The 16916-nt window shown below is 62.3% G+C and carries 14 protein-coding genes; 4 read left to right on the forward strand and 10 right to left on the reverse strand.

Features of this window, described 5'->3' with window-relative positions; all coding sequences use genetic code 11:
• The 7 genes from ACFX4T_RS11080 to ACFX4T_RS11110 all read right to left on the reverse strand — a co-directional run.
• Positions 1 to 710: Gfo/Idh/MocA family protein (locus ACFX4T_RS11080; RefSeq protein WP_377651839.1), on the reverse strand; the 710-nt coding region annotated here is incomplete at its 3' end.
• Positions 707 to 1483: a sugar phosphate isomerase/epimerase family protein gene (locus tag ACFX4T_RS11085; RefSeq protein WP_377651840.1), complete on the reverse strand. Its 777-nt coding sequence runs from the start codon at positions 1481 to 1483 to the stop codon at positions 707 to 709. The genes ACFX4T_RS11080 and ACFX4T_RS11085, both read right to left, overlap by 4 nt.
• A gap of 75 nt (positions 1484 to 1558) precedes the next feature.
• Positions 1559 to 2398 carry a carbohydrate ABC transporter permease gene (locus tag ACFX4T_RS11090; RefSeq protein WP_377651841.1) on the reverse strand — a complete coding sequence of 280 codons (840 nt, stop codon included), beginning with the start codon at positions 2396 to 2398 and terminating at the stop codon, positions 1559 to 1561.
• Positions 2391 to 3404, reverse strand: coding sequence for a carbohydrate ABC transporter permease (locus ACFX4T_RS11095; RefSeq protein WP_377651842.1), 1014 nt, complete (start codon positions 3402 to 3404; stop codon positions 2391 to 2393). Before ACFX4T_RS11095 ends, ACFX4T_RS11090 begins: the two co-directional genes overlap by 8 nt.
• Before the next feature lie 63 nt (positions 3405 to 3467).
• Positions 3468 to 4796, reverse strand: a complete 1329-nt coding sequence (locus ACFX4T_RS11100; protein ID WP_254185943.1) for a sugar ABC transporter substrate-binding protein — start codon at positions 4794 to 4796, stop codon at positions 3468 to 3470.
• A gap of 42 nt (positions 4797 to 4838) precedes the next feature.
• Entirely contained in the window at positions 4839 to 5996 is a 1158-nt protein-coding gene (locus ACFX4T_RS11105; RefSeq protein ID WP_377651843.1) for a Gfo/Idh/MocA family protein, read from the reverse strand.
• Positions 5993 to 6733, reverse strand: coding sequence for a sugar phosphate isomerase/epimerase (locus ACFX4T_RS11110; RefSeq protein ID WP_223947902.1), 741 nt, complete (start codon positions 6731 to 6733; stop codon positions 5993 to 5995). Before ACFX4T_RS11110 ends, ACFX4T_RS11105 begins: the two co-directional genes overlap by 4 nt.
• A gap of 182 nt (positions 6734 to 6915) precedes the next feature.
• On the opposite strand from ACFX4T_RS11110, the gene ACFX4T_RS11115 reads away from it, so the two are divergent.
• Together ACFX4T_RS11115 and ACFX4T_RS11120 are read left to right on the forward strand one after the other, a co-directional pair.
• Complete coding sequence (locus tag ACFX4T_RS11115; RefSeq protein ID WP_377651844.1) at positions 6916 to 8136, forward strand: ROK family protein; 1221 nt, start codon at positions 6916 to 6918, stop codon at positions 8134 to 8136.
• An 85-nt stretch (positions 8137 to 8221) separates the two neighbouring features.
• The gene (locus ACFX4T_RS11120; RefSeq protein WP_377651845.1) at positions 8222 to 9415 is read left to right on the forward strand and encodes a CynX/NimT family MFS transporter; all 1194 of its coding nucleotides are present in this window, start codon (positions 8222 to 8224) and stop codon (positions 9413 to 9415) included.
• Positions 9416 to 9657: 242 nt separating this feature from the next.
• Here the strand turns inward: ACFX4T_RS11120 and aceB are convergent, their stop codons facing one another.
• Both aceB and aceA read right to left on the reverse strand, forming a co-directional pair.
• Entirely contained in the window at positions 9658 to 11310 is a 1653-nt protein-coding gene (aceB, locus tag ACFX4T_RS11125) for a malate synthase A (RefSeq protein WP_377651847.1), read from the reverse strand.
• 249 nt (positions 11311 to 11559) lie between these two features.
• On the reverse strand, positions 11560 to 12882 hold the full coding sequence (aceA, locus tag ACFX4T_RS11130; RefSeq protein ID WP_377651848.1) for an isocitrate lyase: 1323 nt from the start codon (positions 12880 to 12882) through the stop codon (positions 11560 to 11562).
• 151 nt (positions 12883 to 13033) lie between these two features.
• Here aceA and ACFX4T_RS11135 point away from each other — a divergent pair, with 151 nt between their 5' ends.
• Both ACFX4T_RS11135 and ACFX4T_RS11140 read left to right on the forward strand, forming a co-directional pair.
• Positions 13034 to 14548 carry a helix-turn-helix domain-containing protein gene (locus tag ACFX4T_RS11135; protein ID WP_377651849.1) on the forward strand — a complete coding sequence of 505 codons (1515 nt, stop codon included), beginning with the start codon at positions 13034 to 13036 and terminating at the stop codon, positions 14546 to 14548.
• 176 nt (positions 14549 to 14724) lie between these two features.
• Positions 14725 to 16026 carry a serpin family protein gene (locus ACFX4T_RS11140; protein ID WP_377651851.1) on the forward strand — a complete coding sequence of 434 codons (1302 nt, stop codon included), beginning with the start codon at positions 14725 to 14727 and terminating at the stop codon, positions 16024 to 16026.
• 121 nt (positions 16027 to 16147) lie between these two features.
• Here the strand turns inward: ACFX4T_RS11140 and ACFX4T_RS11145 are convergent, their stop codons facing one another.
• Positions 16148 to 16762 carry a TetR/AcrR family transcriptional regulator gene (locus tag ACFX4T_RS11145; protein WP_377651853.1) on the reverse strand — a complete coding sequence of 205 codons (615 nt, stop codon included), beginning with the start codon at positions 16760 to 16762 and terminating at the stop codon, positions 16148 to 16150.
• Between the last annotated feature and the right edge of the window lie 154 nt (positions 16763 to 16916).

Below are 16916 nucleotides of genomic sequence, written 5' to 3' on the forward strand. Positions count from 1 at the left end.
GCGGAGACGTGTGTGGGGACCTCGACGGCGAACTCCTCCCCGGCCTTCGGACCGGAACCAATGATCCGGGTCGCCTTTGCGGAGGAGCCGACGGCGGCTACCTTACGCACCGAGCCGAAGGTCTGGACCAGAGTGGTGAGGTAGTACGGGCCCATGTCGAACAGGGGGCCCGCACCGTGCTGGAACAAGAACGCAGGGTTCGGGTGCCAGGACTCGGGGCCCGGCGTCTGGAATGTGGTCATCCCGGTCAACGGGGTGCCGATGTCTCCGCGTTCGATGATGCGCCGGGCGGTTTGCAGGCCCGCACCGAGGAAGGTGTCCGGCGCCGTTCCGAGGCGAATGCCCGCGGTATCTGCCGTTTTGAGCAGCCCCAGTCCAGATTCCCGGTCCAGGGAGAACGGCTTCTCCGTCCAGACGTGTTTGCCCGCGTTGACCGCAGCGGTTGCAACCTCGACGTGCGCTGCCGGGATGGTCAGGTTCACGATGATTTCGACGTCGGGATGGTTCAGTGCCTTGTCTACGCCGCCCCACTCGGGGATGCCGTATTCCTCGGCACGTGCCTTGGCTGCCTCCTCGAACAGGTCCGCGATGACCAGGACCTTCACGTCCGGGAAGGTGGTGAGGTTGTCCAGGTATTGCTTGCTGATGTTGCCCGCACCGATAAAGGCGATGCCTACGGGACCCTTGCGGTTTGACGGAGTGAAGCTCATGCCCCTGCCTCCTCGGAAACAGTTCCCTCGGCTGCCTGAACGCTTGCCGCGGCCGTCAGATACCTCAGGCTCTCGGTGATGCCCTCGAAGATATCGCCGGAGTAGTCATCGAACTCCACCACGCCAACTTCCAGGGACTTGGCGGCAGCGATCACGTCCAGCACCGGAATCGATCCCTGGCCCGCGGGCTGCTGGGCCTTGGTGTCCGTGGTGGCCGGACCGTCCTTGATGTGGATGAACTTCACCCGGTCACCCAAGCGGGCCAGCAATTCAACCGGGTCCTGGCCGCCGACAGCAGCCCAATACGTGTCCACCTCAAGGACGAGTTCCGGATCCAGCAGTCCCTCGAAGTACTCCAAGGCAGTCTTGCCTTCGATGGTGGACTCCAGCTCCCACGCGTGGTTGTGGTAACCAACGCGGATGCCGTACTCGGCGCCCTTCTTCGCTGCCGCATTCAGAGCCGCGGCCGTGGACTGGATGGTCTCTGCGTCCTGCCAGTGTTCCGCAGGGAGGAAAGGATCAATCACGGTGGTGATCCCCAGTTCCTTAGCGGCCGCGAAGATCTCGTCCTGGTCCTGGCTCAAGAGCGGCGCATGGCCGGATGGGGCGGTGAGGCCGTTTTCCTTCAAGGCCTTGCCGAGTTCGGCAGCGGTGGCCACGAAGTTGTAAGGCTCCACCTGCGTGAAGCCGATCTCGGCGACCCTCCTGATGGTTCCAGGCAGGTCCTCCTGGATGGCGTTGCGGAGGGTGTACAGCTGGAGTGAATAGGACATGGCTTCCTTCCCGGTGATCGCCCGGTGTTCCTCGGTGTTGCTCGTACTGTCGGTTGCGGTCTATTAACAGTGAACCTACTTAACTGCCCCGGATGACAGACCCGCCACCAAGTGTTTTTGCACCAGGATGAATCCGATCAAGACGGGCAGGCTGACCACCACCGAAGCAGCCATGAGTTGGTTCCAAAACACATCCGATTCGCTGGCGTAGGCCTTGAGCCCCAAGGACAGTGTTTTTGTGGCCTCGTTGGTCAGCACAGATGCGAACAAAACCTCGCCCCATGCGGAGATGAATGAATACACGGCAACTGTGATGATGCCAGGCTTGGCAACAGGGAGGATCACACGGAACAGTGCTCCCATCCTGCCGGTGCCATCGATCATCGAAGCCTCTTCCAGTTCCTTCGGAATCGAGGCGAAGTAGCCGCTGAGCATCCAGATGGCGAAGGGCAAAGTGAATGTCATGTACGTGATGATCAGCCCGAGGTAGGAGCCCTGAAGCTGCAGGCCGGTCATGTTACGGATCTGCGTGAAGATCAAGTAAAGCGGCAGGAGGAACAGGATTCCGGGGAACATCTGGGTGGATAGGACAGTCAGGCTGAAAGCACGCTTTCCCTTGAACTGCAGCCGCGCAATGGCGTAGGCAGCAAGGACGGCCACTGTCACTGAGCATGCTGTAGCGCAGACGGTGATAATGAGGCTGTTCTGGAAATACTTGGCCAGCGGAACCGTGCTCCAGATGTCCAGGTAGGGTGACGCCGTGATTTCGCGGGGGATCCACTGGAAGAGCCCGGAGACATCCTTGAGGGGTTTCAGCGAGGTGGAGACCACCACGAAGAGCGGGACCGCTACCCAGAGGGACAGGATGGTCAGGACCACGTTCCTGAGGATCCGGAAGTTGCGTGTCTCAATCATTGTCGGCTCCCTTGGGCAGCACCATGCGGATGTAGAAGACGGAGGCAATGAACAATGCGATCAGCAGCAACACGCTCATTGCGCCGCCCAGGCCGAAGTTCCAACTGCCGAAGGAGTTTTGGTAGATCAGTGGGGAAATAAGGGTGGCTTCCTTGGGGGAAGTGGCTCCGAACAGGACAAAGGGGACGTTGAACTGGTTGAAGGTCCACAGCGACATCACCATGAGCAGGACCCCATTGGCCGGACGGACCATGGGCAACGTGATGCGACGGAACTGCTGCCAGAGTGTGGCGCCATCAATGGCCGCTGCCTCGTAGACGTCGGTGGGAACGTTCTGCAGGGCCGCCATGAGCATAAGGAACGCAAAAGGCCACAGCTGCCACACGTTTACGATCACCATGGCTCCGAAGGAGTTCCCGCCCAGCAACCAGAAGGGGCGTTCGTCGCCGAAGAGGTGAAGCGTGTCCACCAGGATTTGGTTCACGGCACCATCGCGCTGGTTGAACATGAAGGCCCAGGCAATGGTTCCTACATAGGCCGGGAGTGCGTAGGGGACCAGGAAGAACGTGCGAAGAAGAGCACGTCCCTTGAAATTGGAGGAGAGGAAAACTGCGCCTGCCATGCCGAGCACCCAGGAGAAGCCGACAACCAGGATGGTGTAGCCCAGCGTGCGGCCAACCGTGCTGAAGAAAGCCTGGCCGATGGTGCTTTCCGGGTTGAGCCCGTTGATGAAGTTCTGTAGCCCTACGAACGGTGCGTTGAGCCAGTTGGTGAGGTTGAGCTGCGTCAGGGAGATGAACGCGATCCAGATCCCAAGGAGCATCGGGCCGATGTGGATCAGGAGTTCAAGGATCGCAGCCGGAAGGATCAAGCCGTAGGGGAGGAATGAGCGACGCCGTTTACGTACCGGCGGTGTGCTTGCGGCCCGTGGTTTCCCGGGCTCGGGATCAACGGCAGCGGTGCTGCCTGCAGCGGCGGGGCCGCTGTCCAATGCTGAATGGGACATGGAAACTCCTTTGCCGGAGCGGGGACACCACTTTATGGTGGCGTCCCCGCTCACTGGGCCTGGTTACTGGGCCGCGGCCATCTGGTTATTGGCGTCCTTGAGGGCCGCCCGGATGTCGTCTTCGGAAACAGTTCCCGTTGCCGCTTTGGCAAAGAGGTTCTTGATTGCCGTGCCGGTGAGGGTCTCCATCTGACCCTCCTTGGCGATCAGCGGCATGGGCAGGGAGTGGTTGGACAGGGCGTCATTCTTGGCCTTGACCTCTTCGGTCTGGAAGGCGGCATCGCTCGACGCCGCGGTGACTACCGGCAGGGAGGAATAGGCCTTGTTGAGGGCGATCTGCTCTTCGTCGCTGGTCAGGAACCCGGCCAGCTTGATGGCATTTGCCTTGTTGTCGCTGTTCTTGAAGACGCTGAGGTTGATACCGGCCACGTGGCTCTGGGTGCCGCGGTCACCGGTAGCTCCGGCGGTCATCATGGGGATCGGGGCTACACCCCAGTCCTTGAAGTCGCGAGCAGCGAAGTTCTTCAGCGGGCTCTGGTCAAACATCATGGCGGCCTTGCCGTTGATGAGGTTGTCCACCTTCTGGCTGCCTTGGCTCAGTTCAGCGTCCGACGGCGACATCACCTTGTCCGTGGCCATCAGGTCCACGAACTGCTTGACGCCCTCTACCTGCGGATCGCTGTCGAACGTGGGCTTTCCGTCACCGTCGAACAAGGTGCCGCCGTTTTGCAGGCCCCGAACGAACGCTTGGTGCGAGTTGGCGGAAACGGATGCACCGGCTGCGGTGAAGCCCCACTGATCGGGCTTGCCATCTCCGTTGGTGTCCTTGGTGAGCTTCTTGGCATCGGCCACAAACTCGTCCCAAGTTGTGGGGGCCTTCTCGATGCCGGCTTCCTTGAACAGCTTGGTGTTGTAATACATGTTGTAGGCCAAGCCGTAGAGCGGCACAGACGTGGGGGTCTTGCCCTCTGCGCCACCGGTGGACCAGCTGGTCTTCAGGAAGCGGTCCTTGCCACCAACGGCCTCCAGCAGTTCACCTTCCACGGGCTCGAAAGCGCCCGTCTCCTGGAGGGTCACGGCCCACGTGTTGCCGATGTTGAGGACGTCCGGGCCGTCGCCACTGGTAACTGCGGTAAGAATGCGGTTGTAGAGGTCAGTCCAGCTGATGACTTCCAGCTGTACCTTTACTCCGGTTTTTTCCGTAAAACGATCCAGCGTGGGCTTCAGCTTGGCTGCAGTGTCGTCCAGGCTGTTGCCTTGGTCCGATGCCCAGTAGGTGATGGTGTCGCTGCTTGCTTGTGGGCTGCTACCGCCGCCACCGCAGGCGCTGAGACCCAGTGCCAAAGCTGCTGTCGCGGCAACTGCCGATAGGACTTTCATGGGATTCTTCATGATGCTCCGGTTTTCTCGTCGTCGAGCTGGTGCTGGCTGAAACTAGGCTGAGAGCGTTGCTGCTGTGGGATCCCAATCCTCGGGCAGCGCAGGGACCTGTGTTGCAGAACTTTCCACATCCACAAAGGCCCGGTTGTCGATTGATTCTGCGATGGAGGCCATAGTGTCCAGGATGTGGAACGCAAGTTCACCCTGGGCACGGTGTGGCCGGCCCTCACGGATGGCGCGGGCCATCTCCAGGACACCGGCTCCACGGCTGGCAGTTGAGCCAACTGAAGGGACGGTTGTCCAGTCGTCGGAACCGAGCGCACAAATCCTGATGTCGCCGTCGAAGTTGTTCGGGTCCGGCAAAGCGATGGTGGCTTCGGAACCGGTGATCTCCACAAACCCTGCGCGTTTGAGCGGGGAATCGAAGCTGAAGATGCTCTGCGCAGATTCACCGTTCTCGAACTCCAGGATGGAGCTGACGTGAGTAGGGACTGTGACCTCGAACGTCTCGCCGGCCTTGGGACCCGAGCCGATCACACGTGTCTCCCGGGACTTGGAACCGAAAGCGCCTACCTTGCGGATGCTGCCAAAGGTTTGCACGAGCGTTGTCAGGTAGTAGGGGCCGATGTCGAACAGAGGGCCGGCGCCGTCCTGGAACAGGAACGCGGGGTTCGGGTGCCAGGATTCAGGACCCGGGGACTGCATCAGGGTCAGTGCCGTCAGCGGAGTGCCGATGTCGCCGCGTTCGATCATGCGGCGGGCAGTTTGGAGGCCGGCGCCGAGGAACGTGTCCGGAGCACAACCCAACCTGACGCCGGCGGCGTCGGCTGCCTTGAGCAAGCCAAGGCCACTTTCACGGTCCAGCGAGAATGGCTTTTCGCTCCACACGTGCTTGCCTGCGTTGACAGCCTGTGTAGCGACTTCCACGTGGGCAGCGGGGATGGTCAGGTTGATGACAATCTCCACCTCCGGGTGGCCGAGGACAGCATCAATGCCACCGTGCACGGGGATGCCGTACTCGTTGGCGCGGGTGGCTGCGGCCTCTTCGAACAAGTCACCGATCGCCACAACGCGAACATCGGGGAAGCTTGTGAGGTTGTCCAGATACTGCTTGCTGATGACACCTGCGCCGATGATGCCTACGCCCACGGGGCCTGAACCCACCGGGCCGGACGTCAGGGAACCAACGGCCATTCCTGCTGCGTTACTCATGCGGACACCTTCCCGGCGCTGAGGTAGTTGTAGCTGTCTTCCACGGCGTCGAACATGTCGCCTTGGAAGTCGTCCAGTTCCACCACCGCTGCCTCAAGGGAGCCGGCGGCGCCCAACACGTCCCAAATAGGCATCTGGCCGGCACCAACGGCGAGCTGGCTCGACGGGTCCGAGGTCACGGGACCGTCCTTGATGTGAATGAACTTGACGCGGTCACCAAGCCGTGCCAAGAGCTCGGCGGGGTTCTGGCCACCTACTGCTACCCAATACGTGTCCAATTCCAGGACGACCTCGGGGTTGAGGTGGTCGGCCAGATGTTCGATTGCCGTTTTGCCGTCAATGACGGATTCAACTTCCCACCAGTGGTTGTGATAACCGACGCGGACACCGTATTCGGCTCCCTTGGCGGCGGCCGCATTGAGCTGTTCCGCGGTTGCTTTGATGTCTTCGATGGTGTTCCAGCGCTCGATCGGGACATGCGGGTCAATGACAGTACCGATGCCCAGCTGCTGCGCAGCGGTAAAGATTGCGTCCTGGTCATCGCTGAGCAAGGGAGCGTGGCCGGACGGGGCGGTGAGGTTGTTCTCCGTCAATGCCCGCTTGAGTTCGTCGGCCTTGGCAACGAAGCGGTATGGCTCAACCATGGTGAATCCGATGTCGGCCAAGCGCTGGATGGTTCCCGCCAGATCCTCTTCAAGGGCCTTTCGGACCGTGTAGAGCTGGATCGAATATGACACTGTCTCTCCTCGTCGTTGTGGGTGGAGGCAAATTGATGCCGTTGATTTCCGGCATCCAAGGGGGTGATGTGCTGCTCCTCACAACCTAGGGGGACTTTTGTCGAGCGTCAAGCAAAAGTTGAAATATTGCCGACAAGCTTCTGCTGCATGACACGCAAAAGCAATCGTGCTTCACTAATTGCATGACCTCAGCACCCGGACACCAAGGCGTAAAAGACGCCCCCGCGCAGGATGCCGGTAACCTTTCTCGTGCCGGGGACCTCTTCCAGCTCCTCCGGGACGGCCAAGCAAGGACCCGCGCTGAACTTGCCCTCACCACAGGACTCGCCCGCTCCACCGTCGCTTCGCGGATCGACGCCCTGATCGGATCCGGCCTCGTGGGGCCTGCCGGGGAGGCCACATCCAGTGGCGGCAGGCCGCCGTCGCGCTTTGCCTTCAACCCCGCCGCCCGCGTCGTCCTGGCGGTCGACGTCGGAGCCACCCACGTGATTGTCGCCGTCACCGACCTCGGTGGAAGCGTCCTCGCCGAACGCAGGCTGACGCAGGAAGTCGCCGAGGGCCCGGACATCGTGCTTGGCCAGGTCATCAAAGCCGGGCGCGAGCTGCTCACCGAAGCCGGGCGCGAACCCGGCGACCTTGCAGGCATTGGCATCGGACTGCCCGGACCCGTGGAACACGCCACCGGACGGCCGGTCAAGCCACCCATCATGCCGGGCTGGGACGGATTCGACGTCGTTCCCTACGTCCAGCGCTCGCTGCCCGTTCCAGTTCTAGTGGACAACGACGTCAACATCATGGCGCTCGGCGAACGCACCGCATACTGGCCCGACCACGAGAATTTCCTGTTCATCAAGGTCGCTACAGGCATCGGCGCAGGCATCATCAGCAGCGGCCAGCTGCAGCGCGGCGCCAACGGCACCGCCGGGGACCTCGGCCACGTGCGCGTGCCCCGCGGCGACGACGTCCTCTGCCGTTGCGGCAACTACGGCTGCCTGGAAGCGCTCGCCTCAGGTCCCGCCGTCGCCCGCCAACTCAAGGCGCAAGGTCTCGAAGCGGCAACGGGAGCTGATGTCCTCCGGCTGGTAGCCGAGGGAAATTTGCAGGCCATCCAGGCCCTCCGGCAGGCGGGACGGGACGTTGGCGATGTGCTGGCCACCGTGGTCAACCTGCTCAATCCGTCCATGATCGTCATCGGCGGCAGTGTGGGAGAGGCTGGCGAACACCTGGTTGCCGGCATTCGCGAAGTTGTGTACCGGCGTTCGCTGCCGTTGGCCACCACTCACTTGCGGATCGGTATTTCCATGGCTGGTGATCGCGCTGCAATCCTGGGCGCCAGCCAGATGGTGACGCAGTACGTGCTCTCACCGGCAGTGATTGAAGCCACGCTCCAAGCAGCGGGATAGGCGCCGTTTGTGACCGGATGGCCGGTGGCGGCGTGATAGCAATGAAGGTGATGAAAACGTTTCCCGCCACCTTCCAGCGCAACCCATGAGCCAGTTCCTCGCCAAAGTTCCCCGGGGATGGTTGATCCTCGCCTGCATCGGCCTGATCGCGCTCAACATGCGTGGGCCGTTCGTGGCAGTGGCCCCAGTGGTGGATTCGCTGCAGGCCGATCTCGGATTTTCGCCTGTTGAACTGGGTCTGCTGACTGGTATCCCCGTGCTCTGTTTTTCGCTCGCCTCGCCGTTGGCGTCGCTGGCCGGGCGGCGGCTCGGTGCCGAATTTGCCGTCATGCTCACGCTGCTCGGCGTACTGGCCGGCGTCGTGATCCGGTCCAGCGGCGGTGGCGTGCCGGTCCTGGTGGGGACAGTCATCATCGGTGTGGCTATTACGATCGGCAATATCGCCGTGCCGCTCATCATCCGCAGGGACTTCGCTCCACGGCGCCAAGCTACAGCGATGGGCGTGTACACCGCAGCCCTGAACATCGGATCGTTCCTCACGTCCGTGGCTACTGCACCGCTCGCGGAACTGGTGGGCTGGCGGCTCTCCCTGGCGGCGAGTGCTCTCCTGGCGCTGGCAGCCATCTTGTTCTGGATACCGACTGTCGGATTCCAGCGAGCCTTGGTTCCAGCCGCAGTTCCTGCGCCCGACCGCTCCGCGTCCACTGCGGTTGCAGGAGTTGGCTGGTTGACGGCAGGCCTGACACTTGGCTTCGCCGGTCAAGCGTTCTCCTATTACGGGGTCACAGCGTGGCTGCCGAGCTTCCTGTCCGACGAACTCGGCATGGGCGCCGCCGAGGCCGGCGCAGGCTCCTCACTGTTCCAGATCTTCGCGATTGTGGGCGGGCTGGGTGTACCGCTCCTGGCCCGCTTCGCCAGCACGACGACGGTGGCCGTCACCTTGAGTGCGCTATGGCTGACGGTTCCCGTGGGCTTGCTCCTGGCGCCTGATTTGTGGTGGATGTGGTCTTCCATGGGAGGCATTGCGCAGGGTGGCGGCATCACGGTGGTGTTCATCGCCATCATCAAGTTCGCCAGGGACCAAGCCTCGGCAGGGAAGATGTCCGCCGTCGTCCAAGGCGTGGGCTACCTGGTTGCAGCGCTGGCGCCAACCGTCATCGGCTACGTCCATGGCGTGTCCGAGGGCTGGACCGTGCCGCTGCTGGTGATCCTCGGTTCGGTGCTCGCGTTCTGTGTGTGCGTTACGTTGTCCGTGCGCTGGGTGGCCCGACAGGGGTAAGTGAGCGCCGCCGTCGGCGTTGTCCTTCCCTACCCGATTCGGGGGTGCGCTGCGCATTAGACGGTAGGAAGCGTCTTGTGTGAAGCTGGCCATCGAATCGGTGCGAGGCCGGTCGCATTCCGGGCCCGCGGTGGCATGGAGAAACCCCGCTGCTGGGCTGCCTCCCCGACCATCGGGGTCACTTGTTGCGAAGAGTGCAGGCAGCCCAGCGTCGGGGCTTGGTTTGTCGCTGACCAGTTCAGCTAGGCGGCGACGAGTTCCTCCTCCGTGGCCTCTTCACGGGCCTCGGTGAGGAAACGGGCGTAGGCCGGGATTGTCAGGAAGGTGGGGAATTCCTCGGCCAGGGTGACTTCTTCGAAGATGGCGCGGGCGTCAGCGAAGCGGTCTCCGTCGAAGCGTTCCAGTCGGGCGTATTCCTCGTCCAGCATGTCCTGGACCCATTCACGGCTGATGATCTCGCCGTGATCGGTGATGGCGTGGGAGTGGATCCATTGCCAGAGCTGGGACCGGGAGATCTCGGCGGTTGCGGCGTCTTCCATGAGGTTGTGGATGGCGACGGCGCCGTTGCCGCGGAGCCAGGACTCGATGTAGCGGATGCCTACCTCGATGTTCAGGCGGACGCCGGCCTCGGTGATGGTGCCTTCGGTGCTGGCGATGTCGATCAGTGCGCGGTCATCCGGGGTGACGTCCTCGCGGCTGCGGTCCAGCTGGTTCGGCCTGTCGCCGAGCACGGAGTCGAACACTTCGCGGCACACGGGTACGAGGTCCGGGTGGGCAACCCAGGAGCCGTCGAAGCCGTCGTTGGCTTCGCGGGTCTTATCGGCGCGGACTTTCTCGAACGAGGCGGTGTTGGCGGCTTCGTCCTTGCGGTTCGGGACAGCCGCGGCCATACCACCGATCGCCATGGCGCCGCGGCGGTGGCAGGCCCGGACGAGTTGTTCGGTGTAGGCCCGCATGAACGGCTGGGTCATGGTCACCTGGCCGCGGTCCGGGAGCACGAAGCGCGGTCCGCGGGTGCGGAAGTTCTTGATCAGGGAGAAGATGTAGTCCCACCGGCCGGCGTTCAAACCGGAGGCGTGATCCCGGAGTTCGTACAGGATCTCTTCCATCTCGAACGCTGCGGTGATGGTTTCGATCAGCACGGTGGCGCGGATGGTGCCTTGCGGGATGCCGAGCAGGTCCTGGGCCAGGACGAAGATGTCGTTCCACAGGCGGGCTTCGAGGTGGTTTTCGATCTTGGGCAGGTAGAAGTACGGGCCCTTACCCTGGGCGAGCAAGCGGCGGGCGTTGTGGAAGAAGAACAGCCCGAAGTCCACGATGCCGCCGGCGATGGGCTTGCCGTCGATCAGCATGTGCTTCTCGGGCAGGTGCCAGCCGCGGGGACGGACCACAATGGTGGGCAGGTCTCCGGCCGGCTTGAGCTTGTATTCCTTGCCTTCGGGGGAGGTGAAATCGATGCGGCGTTCCAGTGCGTCGGTCAGGTTCAGCTGGCCCTGGATGACGTTGCGCCACGTCGGGGTGGAGGAGTCTTCCATGTCGGCCAGCCATACCTTGGCGCCGGAGTTCAGGGCGTTGATGGTCATCTTCTTATCCACCGGTCCCGTGATCTCCACGCGGCGGTCCTCCAGGCCCGGGGCCGGGGGAGCAACACGCCAGCTCGGGTCGTTGCGGATGGCCTCGGTCTCGGGGAGGAACCGCGGATCCTGGCCACTGGAAATCTGATTGCGCCGTGCGTGCCGTGCCTGCATCAGCTCCTGACGACGATCAGCAACGGCCCGGTGAAGCTTGCCGACGAACTCAAGTGCGTCGGGAGTGAGGACCTCGTTCTGCCGCGAGATGGGCTGCGCGGTCAACGTGATGCCATTAATAGTGAAGTTGTCGGTGAAGCTGTTCATTTCAAATCTCCTAAGAAAATGTTCGACGGCGGCACTCGGCTGAGCGGGTGGGCTTGGAGGGGAGACCCTCCGCGTGCTATTCCCCATCCCGGCCACATGGCCTCGCGGGGCTCGGCCGGTGTCCGGGACAGGGCCCCTTTTACGCACGCTTCCGGGTTTCCCCTCCAAGCCGCTGCGGTTACGCTCGGTGAGTGCCGGCGTCGTGCCTTCCGGTGAGCGAAGCGAACAGCTCACCTTGGGCGGGTGTGGTTAGTGGAATTGGCCCTCTTCGGTCGATCCGACCAGAGCGAGGGTGGATGCGTTCGGGTTGAGCGCGGTGGCGATGTCGTCGAAGTAGCCGGTGCCGACTTCGCGCTGGTGCTTGGTGGCGGTGTAGCCGCGGGCTTCGGAGGCGAATTCCTTTTCCTGGAGCTCGACGTAGGCGCTCATGCCTTCGCGGGCGTAACCGTGGGCGAGGTCGAACATCGAGTAGTTCAGGGCGTGGAATCCGGCCAGGGTGATGAACTGGAACGTGAAGCCCATGGCGCCGAGCTCGCGCTGGAACTTGGCGATGGTGGTGTCGTCCAGGTGCTTGCGCCAGTTGAAGGACGGGGAGCAGTTGTAGGAAAGCATCTGGTCCGGGAATTCGGCCTTGACCGATTCGGCGAACTTGCGGGCAAGCTCCAGGTCCGGGGTGCCGGTCTCCATCCAGATCAGGTCGGAGTACGGTGCGTAGGCCTTGGCGCGGGCGATGCAGGGTTCGATGCCGTTGCGGACCTTGTAGAAGCCCTCAGCAGTGCGCTCACCGGTGATGAATTCCTGGTCGCGCTCGTCAACATCGGAGGTGATTAGCGTTGCTGCTTCGGCGTCGGTGCGGGCGATGACGACGGTCGGGGTACCGGCGACGTCGGCTGCCAGGCGGGCTGCGTTGAGGGTCCGGATGTGCTGCTGGGTGGGGATCAGGACCTTGCCGCCCAGGTGACCACACTTCTTTTCCGAAGCGAGCTGGTCTTCCCAGTGAACACCCGAGGCACCTGCGGTGATCATGGACTTCATGAGTTCGTAGGCGTTCAGCGGGCCACCGAAGCCGGCCTCGGCGTCGGCGACGATCGGGACCAGCCAGTCTTCAACGGTCTTGACGCCCTCGGCGTATTCGATCTGGTCTGCGCGGAGCAGGGCGTTGTTGATGCGGCGGACAACTTGGGGTACCGAGTTGGCCGGGTACAGGGACTGGTCCGGGTAGGTGTGGCCGGAGAGGTTCGCGTCAGCGGCAACCTGCCACCCGGAAAGGTAGATGGCGCGGAGTCCGGCCTTGACCTGCTGCACGGCCTGGTTGCCGGTCAGTGCGCCGAGAGCGTTGCTGTAGCCCCCGTTGGGTGCTTCCTCGGTGAGCTGCTTCCAGAGCTTCTCCGAACCGCGGCGGGCCAGTGTGTGCTCTTCAGAGACGCGACCGCGGAGGCGGACGACGTCGGTGGCCGAGTAATCACGGGTGACGCCTTCCCAACGCGGGTTGGCGGACCATTCAAGTTCCAGCGCTGCTGCCTGCTGCTCTGCAGTCTGTGCGGATTCTGCTGGTTCAAATGATGCGGTCATTGCATGTCTCCTAATATCCAAGGGCTCCCGGGCCGGCCTCCGCTGCGCCTTTGCTGCATCGGCCGGCTTACCCGGGGTCTGTATTTCTTTTTCGTAAGACCTACTTTTCTGCACTTACAACAGGCTTTCTAGAGGAAAACTATGGAAAGAAATGCACTTCTTCGCGTATTCTCAAGAAATGTCGCCTGTGAGCTGGAATCGCGAAGTCGCGCCGCCGTCGTCCTCCACAACGTCCCCTGAACTGGACGTCATTAGCCTTGGCCGCCGCGTGCGCCACCTGCGCAAGCAGGCCGGCCTGACGCTGGATGACTTGAGTGCCGCCGTCGGGACCGCGCCGAGTCAGCTCAGCCTGATCGAAAACGGTAAGCGCGAACCCAAATTGGGGCTGCTTCAGCAACTCGCGGCGGCCCTCAGCGTGAGCATCGATCAGCTGTTGGGGGCCGAGCCGCCCAGCCGCCGCGCGGCCCTGGAAATCGAGCTGGAACGGTACCAGCGTGGACCCCTGTACGAGTCCCTGAACCTGCCGAAAATCCGCATCAGCTCGCGGCTTCCGCTGGATGTGCTGGAGTCCCAGGTGGGGTTGCTTCAGGAGCTCGAACGCAAACTTAACGAGCAGGTCGCGACGCCGGAAGAAGCCCGCCGCGCGAACGGCGAGTTGCGTGCCATGATGCGCGAGCGCGGTAACTATTTCCCGGAGTATGAGGCGGAGGCGCAGAAGGTCCTCAAAGGGGTGGGCTACACCACCGGCCCGCTCAGCCAGCACGTCATCGCGGACATCGCGGAGAACCTCGGTTTCACCCTGCACCATGTGGGTGATTTGCCCCATTCCACCCGGTCTGTGACCGATTTGAAGAACCGCAGAATTTATCTGACGCAGAACCAACGCCAGGACCACGACCCCCGTTCGGTGCTTCTGCAGGCGCTCGGCCACTATGTCCTGGGGCACGAAACTCCGCGGAACTACGGCGATTTCCTGGCACAACGAGTGGCCACCAACTATTTCGCGGCCGCGCTGTTGCTTCCGGAGCAGGCCACGGTTGAGTTCCTCCAAAAAGCGAAGGCCGCGAAGGAAATCGCCGTGGAGGACATTCGCGATGCCTTTGCTGTGTCCTACGAAACCGCCGCGCACCGCTTCACCAACCTCGCCACGAAGCACCTGGGCATCACCACGCACTTCCAGAAGACACACCAGTCCGGCATCATCTACAAGGCCTACGAGAACGACGGCGTGACCTTCCCACAGGACCACACCGGCGCAATCGAGGGGCAGCCGTCGTGCAAGGCCTGGACGTCGCGGGCGGTGTTCGACGTGCCGGACAAGTTCAGCGCATACAGCCAGTACACGGACACGCCTTCGGGTACTTACTGGTGCACAGCCCGGACCGAGCGCTCGGCTGCGGGTGAATTTTCTTTGAGTATTGGGGTGCCGTACCAGCACGTGAAATGGTTCCGTGGGCGCGAGACCACGGCCCGTGCTACTTCTACCTGCCCGGACCCGAACTGCTGCAAGCGGCCACCTGCCTCGCTTGCGAACGAGTGGGCCGGCAACGCCTGGCCGTCGGCACGGGCCCATTCGCACCTGCTGGCTGCCATGCCTCCCGGCGCGTTCCCCGGCGTGGACGAAACCGAGGTGTACAGCTTTCTGGCCGCCCACTCCGCCCGCTGACCCGACCCTCTCTCACATCCTGACCGTATTCCCCCGATGCTCGTTCACTTCCCACCTGCTTTTCCGTGATGCTCGCTCACATTCCGGCCACATTTGGCCATCCCTCTCTCAGATCGCGTGAGTTCCGAAGGCAAAGCGTGCAGCATGTGAGGAGAAGATCAAATGGGGGGATCGGCATGTATCGAGTTCGGAAAGTGGTCGCGGTAGTAGCGGCAGCCATGTTGGCGAGCGGATCGGCGACAATCAGTGCCTGCGCGCCGCAACCAGCCGACGTCGGGCTCTTGAAGGCCGACGGCGTTACGCGGGTTTCGGTCCAAGCGACGGATTACGCTGCCCAACGCGAGGCGCTGAATGCCTCTGCGCGCAAGCTCGGCGCTACACTGCTCGCGGACGGAGAGGATGCCGCAAATGGAAATGTTGTTTCGTCGCCCGCGAGCCTGTTGATCGCGCTCAGTATGCTGCGAGCCGGAGCATCCGGAGAATCTGCCGCTGAGATGGATTCGGCCCTGGCTTTGCCCATCGACGGTCGCGACGAAGCGATGAACGCGGTACTCGCTGCGCTGGAAAAATATGACGGTGACCCCGGCAGCGTGGACGAGGACGACCCGCCGCGCAAACCTGTCATGCACGCAGTCAACGGCCTGTTCGTCGACAAAGGCATCCCCACCGGAAAGGACTTTCTGGCCACGCTCGCCAAGCACTATGGCACGGGTGTGTACCCGGTGTCCTTCCAGGATGAGGCCGTGACCAAACCTGCCATTGACCAATGGGTCAGCAGCAACACGGGTGGCAGGATCAAGGAAGCACCTGCGCAGTACGATCCCGACAACACCTTCAGCTTGCTCAACGCGCTCTACTTCGCCGCGGCTTGGCAAACGCCCTTCGACCCGAACGACACGTCGGACCAGCCCTTCCGCAAGGCCGGCGGGGAAGTCGTCTCCGTTCCCACTATGCACGGAGGCATCAGCATGGCGTACGCCGAAGGAGCGGGCTGGAAAGCCGTTGACCTCCCGTACGCCGAAGGTTTCGTGATGAGGCTGGTACTGCCCGACGGCGGTACGCCGGGTGTCGCCGGTGCAGTTGGCGTTTCAGCGGAGGTGCTATCTGACGTTACCCGACGCTTGGAAAACGCACCGCTGGACATGGTCCAAATCAGCCTACCCAAATGGGACCACAAGACGACCTTTGAACTGCGGAAGGTCTTCGAAACACTCGGCCTCAGGAAAACACTGGCGACACAGTCCGATTTCGATGCGATCCAACAGGGAATGCAACTTACTCAAGCGGCACAAGCAGCCAACATTACCGTTGCCGAAAAGGGAACCATCGCATCCGCGGTGACCCAGCTCAACGGGGATGCCGCAAGCGCCCTCATTGCAGATCGTGAAATCATCCTCGACCACCCGTTCCATTACGAGATTGTGCACGTTGAAACCGACATGCCGTTGTTCACGGGTTGGGTTGCTGATCCGCGCTGAGGGGCAGGATGTGCAAGAGGAACAGCCGGAACCCGCCGGGATGTGAGAGAGGAACCGCCGGAACCCGCCGGGATGTGAGAGAGGAACCGCCGGAACCGGCCGGGATGTGAGAGAGCGTTGGCTATTGAATCAGCCGCCCCACCAGCACCGCCGCAGCCTCAACGACGTCGTCCGCCTGCCGTTTGGACGAACTCAAGGCGACCTCCTGTCCGGCGAGAGTAATGATGTCCGTGATGACCGCGACCGTGAGCTTGCCCAGAGTGTCATCGCTGGCGCCCAGCAGCACGGAGTTTTGCCGAACCCACTCGCGTCCACGTTCACGCCGCAGTACCTCGAACCCCGGGGGAGTGTCGCCCTCGATGAACACCCGCTCCAATGCGCGGTGCGTCCAGGTGTAGTCGAAGTAGCTACGGCTGCCCACGTTGAAGAGTGCCAACGGATCGTTCTCGCCTGACTTCCTGGCCTTTGCTACAGCCGCGGCGACGAGCCTTTCATGCTCGTTTTGATAATCATCCCAGAGGGCCAGGAACAGTTCGGTCTTGCCCCCGAAGTGGTGATACAGGCTGCCGACACTTGACCCGGAGCGGGCTACGACGTCCGAAATGCTGGCATCGGTGAAGCCGTGTTCGCAGAAAACTTCCTTGGCCGCATCCAGGAGGTTCCTTCGGGTGGCGGCTGTCCGGCTCCATTGCCACGAGCCAGCATGGACTGCCGCGTTGGATGTTTTCCGAACCAAGGGTGCTCCCTTCGCCGCGACATGCAGTTTGCCGGAGGGTCGTCGGGCTTCTTTCTGGAATCGTACCTTCACCAAGCCCCGACTTAAAGCATTCAAACCCCTTGACCATCAATCAACTAAAGGAAACAATCTTAGAAGCTTGTTCTAGAAATAT

Source organism: Paenarthrobacter sp. YIM B13468 (genome assembly GCF_042788025.1).
In the GTDB taxonomy this organism is placed as follows: domain Bacteria; phylum Actinomycetota; class Actinomycetes; order Actinomycetales; family Micrococcaceae; genus Arthrobacter; species Arthrobacter aromaticivorans.

Bases quoted from the DNA above. Each gene is read 5' to 3' on its own strand.
- ACFX4T_RS11085 (WP_377651840.1), bottom strand. From the start codon at position 1,483: ATGTCCTATTCACTCCAGCTGTACACCCTCCGCAACGCCATCCAGGAG.
- ACFX4T_RS11090 (WP_377651841.1), bottom strand. From the start codon at position 2,398: ATGATTGAGACACGCAACTTCCGGATCCTCAGGAACGTGGTCCTGACC.
- ACFX4T_RS11095 (WP_377651842.1), bottom strand. From the start codon at position 3,404: ATGTCCCATTCAGCATTGGACAGCGGCCCCGCCGCTGCAGGCAGCACC.
- ACFX4T_RS11100 (WP_254185943.1), bottom strand. From the start codon at position 4,796: ATGAAGAATCCCATGAAAGTCCTATCGGCAGTTGCCGCGACAGCAGCT.
- ACFX4T_RS11105 (WP_377651843.1), bottom strand. From the start codon at position 5,996: ATGAGTAACGCAGCAGGAATGGCCGTTGGTTCCCTGACGTCCGGCCCG.
- ACFX4T_RS11115 (WP_377651844.1), top strand. From the start codon at position 6,916: ATGACCTCAGCACCCGGACACCAAGGCGTAAAAGACGCCCCCGCGCAG.
- ACFX4T_RS11120 (WP_377651845.1), top strand. From the start codon at position 8,222: ATGAGCCAGTTCCTCGCCAAAGTTCCCCGGGGATGGTTGATCCTCGCC.
- aceB (WP_377651847.1), bottom strand. From the start codon at position 11,310: ATGAACAGCTTCACCGACAACTTCACTATTAATGGCATCACGTTGACC.
- aceA (WP_377651848.1), bottom strand. From the start codon at position 12,882: ATGACCGCATCATTTGAACCAGCAGAATCCGCACAGACTGCAGAGCAG.
- ACFX4T_RS11135 (WP_377651849.1), top strand. From the start codon at position 13,034: ATGCACTTCTTCGCGTATTCTCAAGAAATGTCGCCTGTGAGCTGGAAT.
- ACFX4T_RS11140 (WP_377651851.1), top strand. From the start codon at position 14,725: ATGTATCGAGTTCGGAAAGTGGTCGCGGTAGTAGCGGCAGCCATGTTG.